Consider the following 15122-nt stretch of genomic DNA (forward strand, 5'->3'; position numbering starts at 1 on the left):
GGAAAAGATAAAGAACAGATATTTTGTTGTTACAGATAGGTTTAGCATATTCAAAATATCCGCTAATTGATTTTTTTATCCCTTCAAAAATTTACCACGCTATCTAATGCGTCATCCGCATCTCTATGCATAAAGTTAGATTGATAATTTATTGTAGTGGTAATCGATGAATGTCTGTATAATTTTTGGAGCATATTAATTGGGATTTTATCTTCCGATATATTCCCAAATGTATGTCTAGCAATATGCATAGTTACTTTTTTTGATATTTTGGCTTTATCAGCTACCGTTACCAAATATTTATTGAATTTCTTATTAGCGGTTTTTGTTTTAGCATAAACATCTTTAGCATTTTTTAAATCGGCTTTTTTCATTTCAGGAAATATAAAGTCCTCTTCGCTCTGCTTGTCATTTATGTAATCTTTCAAAATTGGAAAAACTTTATCTGGAATTTTTAAGGATAACAGTTTTGAATTCTTGTTCATTCGATAGTGAAGTCTATTATCAAAAATGTCGTTCCAACGAATTTTTAATATATCAGCTACACGGATGCCAGCAAAGTAAAAACTGAAAAGCCAGAGATTTCTAGCGTGAGTTTCATTCTTGGTAAGGTTATCAACTGACTCTAGCTCTATGACTTCATTTCGAGTAAGACCTATTTTTTCAGTTTCAGGGAACTTAATTCGTATTTTATCCGAACCGAATGGGTAAAGTTTTCTATCTACGATACCCAATTTTATGGCCCTATTATAGATAGTTCTAATCACAATAAGATTATTTACTATCGACCTTTCTGATAGGTTGTGTTTTGTACGGAGGTAGGTTTTAAATTTCTTTAGAAAACTTTCATCAATTTCTTGAAAGGTTAGTTGCTTTGACGTGGTAAATTTTAAAACGTGATTAATTCTTGCTTTATCTGTTGAAAGCCTAGATAGCTTTTCGTTTGCTTCTAAATCATCAAGAAAGTCTTGTGCCACTTCAAAAAAAGTAACTGATTCCGAAGAAGCATAAAGTTTCTCTTTTATTTGATTGGCCGATATATCCTTTTTGCTCGACTGCAAATCAATCAGCATTTTATTTGCCTCAGACAGTTTGGTACTAAGCAAACCGTTTAACCTATCTGAGTAAGGATGTGATTTTCTAACTCTAATATTTTTCACATCCCAATCATTAGGGTCAATATTATGACCTATATAATGATAATTTGAGCGACGGTTTTTTGTGATACGAATACAAAGAGGACAATGTCCTTCTTTATTAGGCTTTTTCCGAAGTACTATTTTTGCATTTGATGACATATCTTAAATATTAGGATATAAAGATAATCATTTTTGGTACAACATAGGTACAACAAATTATGATTTTAAACGATATCAATTGATATTATATAAAATTAAATGTATGCTAATCAGTTGATTATAATATAGCTTATGGAAATTTAGTAGTAAATACGCTGGATTCAAAATCCAGTGACTTCGGTCGTGTGGGTTCGATTCCCACCTTGAGTACTAAAAGGGACAGATCAATATTTTGATTTGTCCCTTTTTTATATCTAATAAACTCATTTTAACAGCTGAAATACTAAGAATGATGAGGTAAATAGCTTTAGTTAGTTTGATATAGTACATAAACTAGAATTTTTCGGGAAAGTTCGTACACAAAAGTCTTCTCTTGTGAAGTGTGTCGCTATTTTTGAATCAATTGTTAACTTCTCAAATGTGTTTAAAGTATATTTATATTTTTTAATGTCAAACTATCTTTCTATTAAAGTTTTATATACTTGCTAAGTAGATGTATATACTTCATTTCCTAATGATGCCAACAAATACCTATTTGAAAAATAGTGACTTTGTATTTACAATTCCAACTAATGTATTTTTTAAGTTTGAGAGTCCCTTTTTTTTATTTTCACGAATTTAAATATTATCAACTGCTCACTAATAATATTCAATTATTTTGCTTATAATAAAAGCATTTATTTTATTTATAGTTAAGTTTTAAAGACATGAGTTTTTTAAGATTCAACCAAGAAGATTTCGATAATAAAATCTAATTCATAATCAGAAAAATTAGGTTTTAAATTATTTTGTTTTATATTTGTGTAATCGATTACAATAAAATTATTTCATATGTCAAAATACAATACAAGATACGCGTCCAGTCCACAAGCTGTAAAAAATTACGATACTCAAGAATTACGAAATGAGTTCCTAATTCAAAACGTACTTAAAAAAGATACTATAGAATGGGTGTACACCCATTATGACAGATTTATGGTAGCAGGTGTTGTGCCTGTATCTAAATCTGTTAATTTAGAAACAATAGACCCTCTAAAAGCAAACTTTTTTTTAGAACGAAGAGAACTCGGCATCATAAATATTGGTGATGCAGGCAGTGTGTCGGTTGATGGAACAATTTACAATCTAGAACATAAAGAAGCACTTTATGTTGGGCAAGGGAATAATGAAGTCGTTTTTTCGAGTAAATCTTCGGAAAATCCAGCCAAATTTTACCTAAATTCAACACCAGCTCACAAAGCATTTCCAAATAAAAAAATTGGAACGGATGACGTAGAGGTCATTGAATTAGGTTCACCCGAAACAGCAAATGCCAGAACATTAAGAAAGTATATTGTAAATAGCGTGGTAGATGTTTGCCAGTTGCAAATGGGAATGACTACCATAAAAGTTGGAAGTAGCTGGAACACAATGCCAGCACATGTGCATGACAGACGAATGGAAGTCTATTTCTATTTTGAAGTACCGGAAGACCAAGCTGTTTGTCATTTTATGGGACAACCACATGAAACACGTCATATTTGGATGGCTGATGGCGAAGCCGTGATTTCTCCACCATGGTCAATTCATTCAGGTTCAGGAACATCAAACTATTCCTTTATTTGGGGAATGGCAGGCGAAAATTTGGATTATGGAGATATGGACGTTTGTAATATCAATGAATTAAGATAAAAATATGTCAATAAACTTATTTGACTTATCGGGAAAAGTAGCCTTAATTACTGGCGGAACACATGGATTAGGTATGGCAATGGCTATGGGTCTAGGAAATGCTGGTGTTACTTTAGTGATAAATGGTGCGTCTTCAAAAGATAAATTGGATAAAGCAGTAGCAGAATACAAATCAATGGGACTAAACGCTTATGGTTATTTGTTTGATGTCACCAAAGAGGATCAAGTGATTCAAAATATAAAACAAATTGAAGATGAAGTTGGTGTTATAGATATTCTTGTTAATAATGCTGGAATTATAAAAAGAACACCTTTGGAGGACATGGAAGTTGACGATTTTGAGCAGGTTTTAAAAGTGGATTTAGTCAGTCCTTTTATCATGTCTAAGCACGTCATCAAGGGCATGATTAAAAGAAGAGAGGGTAAAATTATAAATATTTGCTCTATGATGAGTGAACTGGGAAGAAACACCGTAGCGGCTTACGCAGCGGCTAAAGGAGGCTTAAAAATGCTCACCAAGAACATGGCCACAGAATGGTCTAAACATAATATCCAAGTGAATGGTATTGGCCCAGGATATTTTGCGACAAGTCAAACGGCACCAATACGTGTTGATGGCCATCCGTTTAATGAATTTATTATTAGTAGAACACCAGCAGGACGATGGGGAAACCCAGAAGATTTGCAAGGCGCTGCCATTTTCTTAGCTTCAAAAGCTAGCGATTTTGTCAGCGGTCAAATTGTATACGTCGATGGTGGCATATTAGCAACTATAGGAAAACCTTCTAACGAAGACTAACCAAGCAAACAAATGAGTAAACATTTTATACACGATAATTTTTTACTAGAAAATAAATATGCTGAAGAGTTATATCACAATTACTCAAAGAATCAGCCTATAATAGATTATCATAACCATTTACCACCACAAGAAATTCTAGACGATAAGATATACAATAATTTAACTAAAGTATGGATCAATGGTGACCATTATAAATGGCGAGCCATGCGTACTTTGGGTGTTGATGAAAAGTATATCACTGGTAATGCAACTGACAAGGAAAAGTTTATGCAATGGGCAAAAACAGTGCCTTATACGATGAGGAATCCATTGTATCACTGGACCCATTTAGAATTAGCAAGATATTTCAATGTACATGATTTGTTAAACGAAAAGTCTGCTGAGAAAATTTATGAATCTACGTCAGAAAAACTAAGTAGTAGTGATTATAGCTGTAGAAATTTACTGCGTAAAGTGAATGCCGAATTGGTGTGTACAACTGAAGATCCAACGGATAATTTAGCACATCACAAACAATTAGCAAATAGTGATTTCGAAATAAAAGTAAGTACAGCTTTCAGACCCGATAAAGCAATTTTAATTGCGAATGAAGGTTACGATAATTATATCAAAGACTTAGGAAAAGAAGCTGATATTAATATTGAAAGTTATACAGATTTAAAAGATGCTTTACGAAGTAGAATTGAATATTTCGATGCCAATGGTTGTAAATTATGTGATCATGGTCTAAATCAAATATCATTTGAAAAATTTACCGACAATGAAGTTGAAACTATTTTCAAAAAGAAAATAGAAGGAGGTACACTTTCAAAAGAAGAAGTCTTAAAATTTGAAACGGCAATCTTGTTATTCTTGTCAGAAACCTATAACGAATTTGGTTGGGTACAACAATTTCATTTGGGAGCTTTAAGAAATAATAATCAGAGAATGCACACTATTTTAGGACCAGATACAGGTTGGGATTCTATTGGAGATTATTCGCAAGCTGAGAAATTATCTGCTTTTTTGAATACGCTGGATGGCAAGGATAAATTAACTAAAACAATAATTTATAATCTAAATCCAGCTGATAATGAAGTTATGGCAACCATGATTGGGAATTTCAATGACGGCAGTGTAAAAGGAAAAGTGCAATTCGGTTCGGGTTGGTGGTTTTTAGATCAAAAAGATGGAATGACCAAACAACTAAACGCGTTATCAAATATGGGTTTAATTAGCTGTTTTATTGGTATGTTAACAGATTCCCGTAGCTTCTTGTCATTTCCACGACACGAATATTTTAGAAGAATTCTCTGTAATCTTTTAGGAGATGAAATTAAACGAGGCGAATTACCTAAAGAAGAAATGGAATGGATTGGTAAAATGGTAGCGGATATTAGTTACAACAATGCCAAGGCCTATTTTAAATTCTAATGATAAACTTAAAATGTTAGTAATGAGATTTAAAATAATTCTCTTAGTAATTCTTCTTTTAGGTATGGCCTCTTGCAAAAAAGTAGAGGGTCCTGAGGTACTTTATTTAGGACATACTTTGCCTCAAACACATCCTGTGCATAAGGGTATGTTGGAGTTTCAAAAGGCCTTAGAAAAAAAATCTAAAGGTACCTTAAAGGTTAAGATTTTTCCTGATGGCCAATTAGGATCAGAAAGAGAATTATTAGAATTATTGCAAATAGGCAGCGTAGCGGCAACAAAAGTGAGTGCTGCCACGCTATCTAATTTTGTACCTGAGTACAATATTTTAAGCATACCTTATTTATTTAGAAATAATGAACATCAATTTAATGTTTTAGAAGGGCCAATTGGAAAATCCATACTAGAAAAAGGCTCTAAATTTTGGCTGAGAGGTTTATGTTACTATGATGCTGGAAGCAGAAGTTTTTATACCAGTAAAAAAGCGATAAGATCACCAGAAGATTTAAAAGGCTTAAAAATTAGAGTCCAAAATAATCAAATGGGAATTAATATGGTTAATACAATGGGCGGAGATGCCACACCTTTAGCCTACGGAGAATTGTATACAGCTATTCAACAAGGTGTTGTCGATGGCGCAGAAAATAATCCACCGTCTTTCGTATCCTCTAACCATTATGAAATCAGTAAGTATTATACGTTAGATGAGCATTCTTCAGTTCCAGATGTGCTTTTAATTGGTACTAAATATTGGGACAAATTATCCGAAGAGCAACGTGTTTGGGTACAGGAAGCAGCAGACGAATCTGCCCAAGCTCAAAAAAAGTTTTGGCAAGAATCTGTTGAGGAATCTATGAAGGTGGCCAAAGATTGGGGCGTTGAAATTATAATTCCCGACAAATCCTTGTTTGCAGAGAAATCAAAATCTGTAGTTGAGAAATTTGTAGAAGAGTATCCTGAAATGGCCGAAATTGTTAATCAAATCAAGAATGACAACTATGAGTAAGTCTAAATTTGTTTTTAATAAGGTTAATAAAACCTTAGAGTGGTTTTTGATTATCATTTTTGCACTGTTAGTCTTAGATGTTTTATTTCAAGTGTTTTCGAGATATCTTTTGGGCAGATCGTTTACTTGGACTGAAGAATTTGCGAGGTTCGCTTTAATCTGGATGACCATTTTAGGTGCTGCATATCTCAACGCTAAAAAAGAACATTTATCAATGGACTTTTTATATGAAAAAATGTCTGTTGCCAATAAAAGAAAAACGTCTATTCTCATCGAGGTATTCATCTTCCTTTTTGCACTTATCGTTATGGTAATAGGTGGGTTGAATTTGGTTTACACTACATTACATTTAGAACAATTATCAGGGACTTTAAGAATACCTCTGGGCTATGTATATGCGGTATTACCTTTTAGTGGTTTTTTAATTATGTGCTTTTCAATTTATCACATATCAGGTACTTATTCTAATAAAAATATGAGCTAATTATGAGTATAGAAATAATAAGTATTATCGTTTTATTTGTGAGTTTCTTTACGCTTTTATTATTAAAAGTTCCTGTAGCTTATAGCATCGGAATTTCAACAACTCTTAGTTTATTGTTGAATATTGATAAAATGCCAGGCTTAACAACCATAGCCCAACGAATGACTACAGGTATCGATAGTTTTGCCCTATTAGCAATACCATTTTTTGTATTAGCAGGTGAGATTATGAAACAAGGCGGTATTGCCAATCGACTTATTAATTTTGCAAAATCATTGGTCGCCAGTCTTCCTGGTGGATTGGCTTATGTCAATGTATTGGCATCCATGCTATTTGGAGCTATTTCTGGTTCTGCTGTTGCCGCTGCTTCTGCTATTGGGTCAATTATGACCGATAGAATGGAAGAGGAGGGCTATCCTAGAGCTTTAAGTGCATCTGTAAATATCACATCATCAACAACCGGTTTATTAATTCCACCGAGTAATATTTTAATAGTTTATGCCTTAGCCAGTGGAGGAACTGCCTCAGTAGCGGCTTTATTTATTGCCGGTTATTTACCAGGCATACTTTTAGGCTTTGCTATAATGGGCTATATAGCGTTTATTACTATCAGTAAAGGTTACGCAAGAGGAAAACGTGCAACCCTTTATGAAGTTTGGACGTATTTTAGAAAAGCATTCTTTAGTTTATCATTACTAGTCATTGTTGTCGGAGGAATCGTAGCTGGAATTTTTACCGCTACAGAGGCCTCAGTAATAGCAGTATTGTACGCCGCAATATTATCATTGATTTATGGTGATATGAAAATGAAGGATATGCCACAAATTTTGTTATCTAGCGCCAAAACTACAGCTGTCGTCATGTTTTTAATTTGTACATCTATGGCGATGTCTTGGCTATTCTCTTTTGAAGGGATTCCGGAAATGATCAGCTCCTTTTTATTAGAGTCATTAAGTAACAAGTTTGCGATCTTTTTAGCTATTAATATTATTTTATTAATAATAGGAACGTTTATGGACATGACTCCAGCGGTATTAATATTTACACCAATATTCTTACCAGTTGTAACGACTTTAGGAATGGATCCTGTTCATTTTGGAATCGTCATTGTACTAAATTTATGTATAGGGATTTGTACTCCTCCAGTAGGTACGCTTCTATTTGTAGGTAGTGGTGTGGCCAATGTTTCTGTCACCAAAGTTATACGGTCATTATTACCCTTCTTAGCCATTATGGTTGCAGTATTAATGATAATATCTTTTATACCAGAAATTTCAATGTTTTTACCAAGACTTTTTGGTTTATAATTATAAAATAATATGACACAATTAAAAAATAAGAAACAAGTTTTAAACAGAGCAAATTTAGCTTCTGAAGAAAAACTGCCAATTAAAGTGGTTCAGTTTGGAGAAGGCAACTTTTTGAGAGCATTTGTAGATTATGCCATTCAACAATTAAATAAAGCAGTAGATTTTAACGCAGGAGTAGCAGTTGTACAGCCTATTGAGAGAGGAATGGTAGATGTGCTGAACGATCAGGATGGGCTTTGCACCTTGTTTTTAAAAGGGATTCAAAAAGGTCAAGAAATTCAAGAAAAGGAGTTAATCACCAATATTGTAAAAGGCATTAATCCTTATACAGATTTTCAACACTATTTAGATTTAGCAAAAGAAGATGCGCTTCAGTTTATTATTTCCAATACCACAGAGTCAGGAATAGCTTTTGTTGAAAGTGATACAATGGATATGCAACCGCCAAGTTCATTTCCTGCCAAATTAACTCTATTATTACATGAACGTTTCAACCATTTTGGTGGAGCTGAAGAAAAAGGGGTAACTATTATTCCATGTGAATTAATCAATCATAACTCCGAAACTTTAAAAGAAACCCTCTTAAAGTATGCTTCACTTTGGAATTTAAGTAACGAATTTATACAATGGTTGAATACAAGTTGTTCATTCCACAGTACTTTAGTAGATAGGATTGTGCCAGGTTATCCAAAAGACGACATTGATGCATATAAAGCACAATTGGATTATGAAGACAATCTCATTGTTGCGGCAGAAGTTTTTTTTCTTTGGGTGATTGAGGGTGGTGAAGATCTTAAGAAAAAGTTACCATTTCATAAAACAAATTTAGACGTTAAGATTGTTGACGATATGCAGCCGTATCGCACTAGAAAAGTTAGAATTTTAAATGGTGCTCATACCTCTATGGTGCCGTTTTCATTACTTTATGGAAATGAAACCGTTAAAGAGACGGTAGATAATGCCTTTACTGGAGCTTTTGTCAATAAGGCTATTTTTGAAGAAATAAACGATGTGCTTCCAATGGATAAAAATGAACTGGACAGTTTTGCTGAAGCCATTTTAGACCGTTTTAGAAACCCATTTATCAAACATAAACTGGCAGATATTGCATTAAATTCTATTTCAAAATTTAAAGTTAGGGTACTACCAAGTTTATTGGAATTTGAATCTAAAAACAGGAAGTTACCAACTAACTTAACCTTTGCTTTTGCTTGTTTAATACGGTTTTATAAAGGCACTTGGCAAGGAAAGGATTTACCAATTAACGATGGGGAAGATATAGTTGATAATTTTAAGAGTATTTGGAAACACAAGGATTACAATGTTATAGCGAATCGTGTTTTGGCAAACCAAGACTATTGGGGAGAAGACTTAACAAAGGTTAAAAATTTATCAACAGCTATTGCATTTGCTTTAGCAGAAATGGATTCAAATGGAATTGAATTTGGTTATGAAAACTTTAGCAAAAAGTACTAAAACAACGTTTTTAACTGCAAACCAATTATTAATATGCAAAAGAAATTAATAACAGTACATCCATCGGATAATGTCGCAGTTGCCTTAGTTACCTTAAAGGCAGGTGAGGTTATCTCGTTCCAAAATGAGGATATCCCGATCGTTTCAGATGTTAAAGCAAAGCACAAAATTGCTTTAAATAGATTTGAAATAGGTGACAAAATAATGATGTATGGGGTTTTGGTTGGAAAAGCAAGTAAAACCATAGAAAAAGGTGATGTGTTAACTACAGAAAACGTAAAACACCAAAGTGCTAAGGTTAGCAAGAAAACAGATACCATTGGTTGGTCTTTACCAAATGTTGATAAGTGGAAAGATAAAACATTTATGGGTTATCACAGAGAAGACGGCCAAGTCGGTACGGCAAATGTATGGTTGTTTTTTCCGTTGGTATTTTGCGAGAATAAAAATATAGAAAAACTTAGAGATATATTTGAACGGGAGTTGCTTACAAAAGAGTCTAATACGCATCAGATGTTACTAAGGTCTTTGGTTAGTGGTAATGAAAATTCTGATGCTGAACAACCAGAAACCGATAGGGTTTTTGAAAATATAGATGTAAAATTCATTACCCATCCAGGAGGATGTGGTGGTATTCGTCAAGATTCAGAAAGTTTGGCAAGATTATTAGCTGGTTATGTAAAAAACCCTAATGTAGCAGGTGCTACGGTTTTGAGTTTGGGTTGTCAAAATTTACAAATCGATATTTTCAATAAGGCACTAAATGCTATAAGTCCAGATAATAAAAAACCAGTGTTAATGTACGAGCAACAGCAAATGGGAACGGTGGATGAAATGCTAACAGCGATTATCAAAAATTCTTACGCTGCAATCAAAGAAGCTAATGAAATTAAACGAAAACCGGCACCTTTATCTAAACTGAAAGTAGGTTTAGAGTGTGGAGGGTCTGATGGTTTTTCTGGTATTTCGGCAAACCCAACTTTAGGTTATACATCTGATATGTTAGTGGCCTTAGGCGGAACCGCTATTTTGGCAGAATTCCCTGAACTTTGTGGTGTAGAGCAAGAGTTAGTCAATCGTTGTACAACTGAAACATCGGCTAAAAGATTTTTAGAATTAATGCAAGCTTTTGAAAAATCAGTCGTAGATGCCGGTTCGGGTTTTGATATGAATCCTTCGCCAGGAAATATAAAAGACGGATTAATTACGGATGCCATGAAATCTGCAGGAGCAGCGAAAAAAGGCGGGACTTCACCAGTTGTAGATGTATTAGATTATGGTGAATACGTCACAAAACCAGGCTTAAATCTATTATGTACACCAGGAAATGATGTAGAAAGTACAACAGCTATGGTGGGATCTGGAGCAAATATTGTTTTATTTACTACTGGATTAGGTACACCAACAGGAAATCCAATTACACCAGTGATAAAAGTGTCTTCAAACTCAGAGCTAGCGGCAAAAATGAGTGACATCATTGATGTAGATACGGGAGATGTTATAAAAGGGGAGAAAACCATTGAAGAAATGGCAGAAACCATGCTCGGCTATATAATAGATGTTGCTAGCGGAACTATAAAATCAAAAGCAAGTCTTCTGAATCAAGATGATTTTATTCCTTGGAAACGTGGCGTTTCATTATGATTTCAAATTAGTTGATCTATTCATTCTTAAGTGAAGACTTACGGACCATCAGCTCAGGATGTAAGACTATTTGTTGTTGCTTTCTTGTTTTTAGATTGACATCTACTTCATCCAAAAATACTTTAGCCGCAATTCTACCCATTTCTATAGGCGATTGATCTACCGAACTAATTGAAAGTTCCATAAAGCGCGTGAACGGCTCATTACTAAAACCAACAACAGAAATATCTTTAGGTATTCTTAATCCTTGGGCCTTTATTTCTTGTATCGCACCAAGCGCAGAAAAATCACTTGATGAAAAAATAGCATCTGGTGGTGTGTCCATATTGAGCAATTGTTTCGCGACCTTTCTACCTTCATCAACCTTACTAATTGTCTCTATTACTAGACTTTCATCAAATTCTAAACCGTGGTCTATAATCGCTTGTTTATAGCCCAAATAACGATTCTTGAAAATTTCCAATGAGCGATCATTCGATAAATGCGCAATACGTCTACAGCCTTGTTCTATCAAATGTTTAGTAGCTTGATAAGCACCATTAAAATCATCAATAGTTACAGAACTAACTCCTGAAATATCTTTTTTTCTATCAAAAAATATGAGAGGAACTCGTTTCTGCGATAAACTATTAAAGATTTTATTCTTTGTTTTTGAATTGGAAATAGACATTAAGATTCCATCAACTTGTGCATTGATTAAGGACATAATATTCCCGGTTTCCAATTTTTCTTGGTCATGGGTCTGGCAAACAATTACATGGTAACCTTTTGGATACAATTCTTCTTCAATACCTCTAATAACAGAGGCGAAAAAGTTACTGTCCATACGTGGGACAATGACACCAACATTGAAACTTTTTCCACTCTTCAGTGCCTTAGCAAGCGTATTTTGCTCATAGTTCATCTCTAGAGCCATCTCTTGAACTAGTTTTCGGGTGTTTTCACTAATCTTTGGGTTGTTGTTTAGTGCTCTAGATACAGTTGCTGCTGTTAAATTAACTTTCTTTGCTATATCGTAAATAGTGGTCTTTTTCTTCATTAAATTCAAGTACTGAATAAACGCATATTCTAGGCAGTAAATCTAAGCATTTTATTTAAAAGATTGTTTTGTTTTTGCTAAGAAAATGACTATAATTGTGCAATCGATTACATTAAATAAATATAACATGAAAAAAGTATATAAAAACTTAATTTATAGTACCTTATTATTAGTTTCAATAAGTTTTGTAGCCTGTAGTAAGGACAGTTCTAATGATGGTGGTTCTGATACAGTATTAGTGGAGTCTATTACTATTGTTGGCAATACCATTACTGATGGTAGCACAAGTCAATTGTCAGTTACCGTAACCCCAAGTAATGCAACAAATGCTTCTGTTAGTTGGTCTGTTTCTGATGCGTCTATTGCTACAATCTCTAGCAGCGGATTATTGGATGCTGTATCAGATGGAAGTGTCAGCGTAACTGCAACAGCGCAGGATGGATCAGGTATCAGTACTTCGAAAACTTATTTGATTTCAGGTTCTGATAATCCAGTTGATGGAACTATAGTAGGAACGTCGCAACAGCTTGTAACTGCTATTGTATCAGCAAGTCCAGGTGATAATATTTACATCAGAGGAGGTAATTATGTCTTTGGTTCAACAATACAAATTTCTGCTAATGGTGCAAGCAGTAGTAATATCTCAATATTGCCGTATCCATCTGATACAGAACGACCAAGATTAGATTTTTCATCCATGTCCGAAAATTCATCTAATAGAGGTATAGCTTTGTCGGGTAATTATTGGCACATAAAAGGTATTGATGTTTATGCGGCTGGCGATAACGGAATGCTTATTTCAGGAAGTAACAATCGAATTGAATTTTGTACTTTTTCTGAAAATCATGATACTGGACTTCAAATAGGCAATGGAGGAAGTAATAATACAATTTTAAATTGTGATTCCTATTATAATGCAGATTCCTCTTTAGAAAATGCTGATGGATTTGCTTGTAAATTAGACGCAGGTTCAGATAATAAATTCATTGGATGTCGAGCATGGCAGAACCTAGATGATGGTTGGGACGGTTATCTAAGGGAAACGGATAATATTACTACATATTATGAAAATTGCTGGGCTTTCAAAAATGGCTATCTAATGAATGGAACTGTTGGAGCGGGAGATGGAAACGGTTTTAAAACTGGTGGAAGCGATGATAAGACTTTAAAGCATAATGCTATTTATAAGAATTGTATTGCAGCAGGAAATGTGTATGATGGTTTTGATCATAATAGTAATAGAGGAGATATTGAAATTTATAATTGTGCTGCTTATGATAATGGTAGAAACATTAGCTTTAGTTCTAACAATATTGCCAATTTTCTCTTGATTAAAAATACAATTTCTTTCAGTGGAAACAATAATGATAGTTATTCCGCTACGACAGCTGATATAACCAACAACGGATGGCAAAATGGCTTAGTGACTAATTCATCAGATTTTATTACCGTAGATATAGAATTATTGGCTTCACCGAGAAATGAAGATGGAAGCCTTCCGGATATAGATTTTCTTCACTTGGTAGCAGGTAGTGATTTAATTGATGCTGGTTCTGATGTTGGTTTGCCTTTTAATGGTTCAGCTCCAGATTTAGGTGCTTTTGAATTTGAATAAAAATAGATTCGAGAATACTGGTAAAGTGTATTAGTCTAGTAGTGCATTTGCATAGACTTCAATATTAGAATAATGCTCATTTATATGATTTAGATGAGCATCTTTTTTGTTAAGGTTTAATTTCAATTTACGCTCCCATTTATTGGGTATGCCATCATTATCGGTGTCTTTTAAACCTTGTTTTGGCTTTATAACTGGCCAACCATTGACATCTTCTTGAGAGTCTATAATTCCATTTTTATAATCTGCGTTTCCTTTTTTAGTATTTCTTATAACTCGTTTATCAACGGAATCCCTATTAATATTAACTCCCGCACTTTTTAAGACTTCAATAAACGCATCTTCAGCATTTGTAGTTTGAATATTATTTGAAATATCCAAAGACTTATCTAATTTCGCTAGTTCTGGATTATCGCATTGTACGCCACCATTCCAATTATCTAAAGTGATATTAGTATGATTAAAAACAATATTTCCATCCACATAAAATTTGCCATAAGGTTCTGAAGGACTAACAATTCTATCAAGTTTAGAGGAGGTTGTAGCAGGTCCAGATTTGAAGTAATTATTAACCATATTGTAACTACCATTTTCACCTCCATAGATACTGTTTTCACCCCAATTATAAATGACATTGTTTCTAAAATCCACAAATTCATTTTCAGAATTTTCTGTGGTTTTAGAGCCACTAAATCTTGGATTTCTACTATTGTTGCTCACTATTAAATTATGATGAAAAGAAGCTTTTACGCCTCCCCAAATACCGCCATAACCATGTGCGCCTTTTTCATGAATAGACTTGTTTAGAGCTTCAGAAATAATACACCATTGTAAGGTAAAGTTTTTATTATTGTAGAATGAGGCATTTTCATCGGTTCCCCAACTTATAGAACAATGATCTATAATTACGTTATTGGTGTCTCTACATCCAAGCGCATCGCCTTCAATGCCGTTGATATCTCCCATTCTAAAACGTATATATCTTAATATAACATTATCAGATTTAATGGTTACAGGAAATCCTTTAATCGTGATTCCTCCACAAGGCGCTGTTTGTCCTAGAATGCTTAAATCGCCTCTGTTAATATCTAAATTCGACTTTAATTCAATGGTTCCAGAGATATCAAATATAATGATTCTAGCTCCTTTTTTTAAAATGCCTTTTCTCAAACTTCCTTCTCCACTATCATTTAGGTTCGTAACTATATAAACAAAACCACCTCTACCTCCAGTAGTATAGCGGCCAAAACCTTCAGCCGAAGGAAAAGCCAAGTGCTGGCCATATATTATGCTAGAAAATAATAGTAAAGTTATTAAGCCTAAGTGTCGTTTTTCAATCATTGCTTGTGTTATGAAATAATAAA

The 15122-nt window shown here is 33.8% G+C and carries 12 protein-coding genes and 1 tRNA gene; 10 read left to right on the forward strand and 3 right to left on the reverse strand.

The features are described 5' to 3' along the window. Positions 1-83 precede the first annotated feature (83 nt). Positions 84-1298 carry a site-specific integrase gene (locus HM990_RS00990; protein ID WP_178987144.1) on the reverse strand — a complete coding sequence of 405 codons (1215 nt, stop codon included), beginning with the start codon at positions 1296-1298 and terminating at the stop codon, positions 84-86. A 128-nt stretch (positions 1299-1426) separates the two neighbouring features. Between HM990_RS00990 and HM990_RS00995 the strand changes: the two genes are divergently transcribed. From HM990_RS00995 to HM990_RS01035, 9 genes are all read left to right on the forward strand, one after another. Then, positions 1427-1508, forward strand: a tRNA-Leu gene (locus tag HM990_RS00995). 621 nt (positions 1509-2129) lie between these two features. Next, positions 2130-2969, forward strand: coding sequence for a 5-dehydro-4-deoxy-D-glucuronate isomerase (kduI, locus tag HM990_RS01000; protein WP_178987145.1), 840 nt, complete (start codon positions 2130-2132; stop codon positions 2967-2969). 4 nt (positions 2970-2973) lie between these two features. After that, positions 2974-3768 (forward strand): gluconate 5-dehydrogenase, encoded by a 795-nt coding sequence (locus HM990_RS01005; RefSeq protein ID WP_178987146.1) that lies wholly within the window; start codon positions 2974-2976, stop codon positions 3766-3768. 12 nt (positions 3769-3780) lie between these two features. Beyond that, positions 3781-5184 carry a glucuronate isomerase gene (gene uxaC / locus HM990_RS01010; RefSeq protein ID WP_178987147.1) on the forward strand — a complete coding sequence of 468 codons (1404 nt, stop codon included), beginning with the start codon at positions 3781-3783 and terminating at the stop codon, positions 5182-5184. A 22-nt stretch (positions 5185-5206) separates the two neighbouring features. After that, the gene (locus HM990_RS01015) at positions 5207-6190 is read left to right on the forward strand and encodes a TRAP transporter substrate-binding protein (RefSeq protein ID WP_178987148.1); all 984 of its coding nucleotides are present in this window, start codon (positions 5207-5209) and stop codon (positions 6188-6190) included. Next, positions 6183-6674, forward strand: coding sequence for a TRAP transporter small permease (locus HM990_RS01020; RefSeq protein WP_178987149.1), 492 nt, complete (start codon positions 6183-6185; stop codon positions 6672-6674). Before HM990_RS01015 ends, HM990_RS01020 begins: the two co-directional genes overlap by 8 nt. A gap of 2 nt (positions 6675-6676) precedes the next feature. Next, positions 6677-7981, forward strand: coding sequence for a TRAP transporter large permease (locus HM990_RS01025; RefSeq protein ID WP_178987150.1), 1305 nt, complete (start codon positions 6677-6679; stop codon positions 7979-7981). A 12-nt stretch (positions 7982-7993) separates the two neighbouring features. Beyond that, complete coding sequence (locus HM990_RS01030; protein WP_178987151.1) at positions 7994-9460, forward strand: tagaturonate reductase; 1467 nt, start codon at positions 7994-7996, stop codon at positions 9458-9460. Between the two features lie 33 nt (positions 9461-9493). Continuing rightward, entirely contained in the window at positions 9494-11104 is a 1611-nt protein-coding gene (locus HM990_RS01035) for a UxaA family hydrolase (protein ID WP_178987152.1), read from the forward strand. 16 nt (positions 11105-11120) lie between these two features. Here HM990_RS01035 and HM990_RS01040 read toward each other — a convergent pair whose 3' ends face one another. Continuing rightward, entirely contained in the window at positions 11121-12143 is a 1023-nt protein-coding gene (locus HM990_RS01040) for a LacI family DNA-binding transcriptional regulator (protein WP_178987153.1), read from the reverse strand. A gap of 127 nt (positions 12144-12270) precedes the next feature. Here HM990_RS01040 and HM990_RS01045 point away from each other — a divergent pair, with 127 nt between their 5' ends. Further along, complete coding sequence (locus HM990_RS01045) at positions 12271-13758, forward strand: Ig-like domain-containing protein (RefSeq protein ID WP_178987154.1); 1488 nt, start codon at positions 12271-12273, stop codon at positions 13756-13758. Between the two features lie 30 nt (positions 13759-13788). On the opposite strand, the gene HM990_RS01050 is transcribed toward HM990_RS01045, so the two are convergent. Continuing rightward, positions 13789-15099, reverse strand: a complete 1311-nt coding sequence (locus HM990_RS01050; protein WP_178987155.1) for a pectate lyase family protein — start codon at positions 15097-15099, stop codon at positions 13789-13791. Positions 15100-15122: the final 23 nt, after the last annotated feature.

The sequence above is a fragment of the Winogradskyella schleiferi genome (assembly GCF_013394655.1).
In the GTDB taxonomy this organism is placed as follows: Bacteria; Bacteroidota; Bacteroidia; order Flavobacteriales; family Flavobacteriaceae; genus Winogradskyella; species Winogradskyella schleiferi.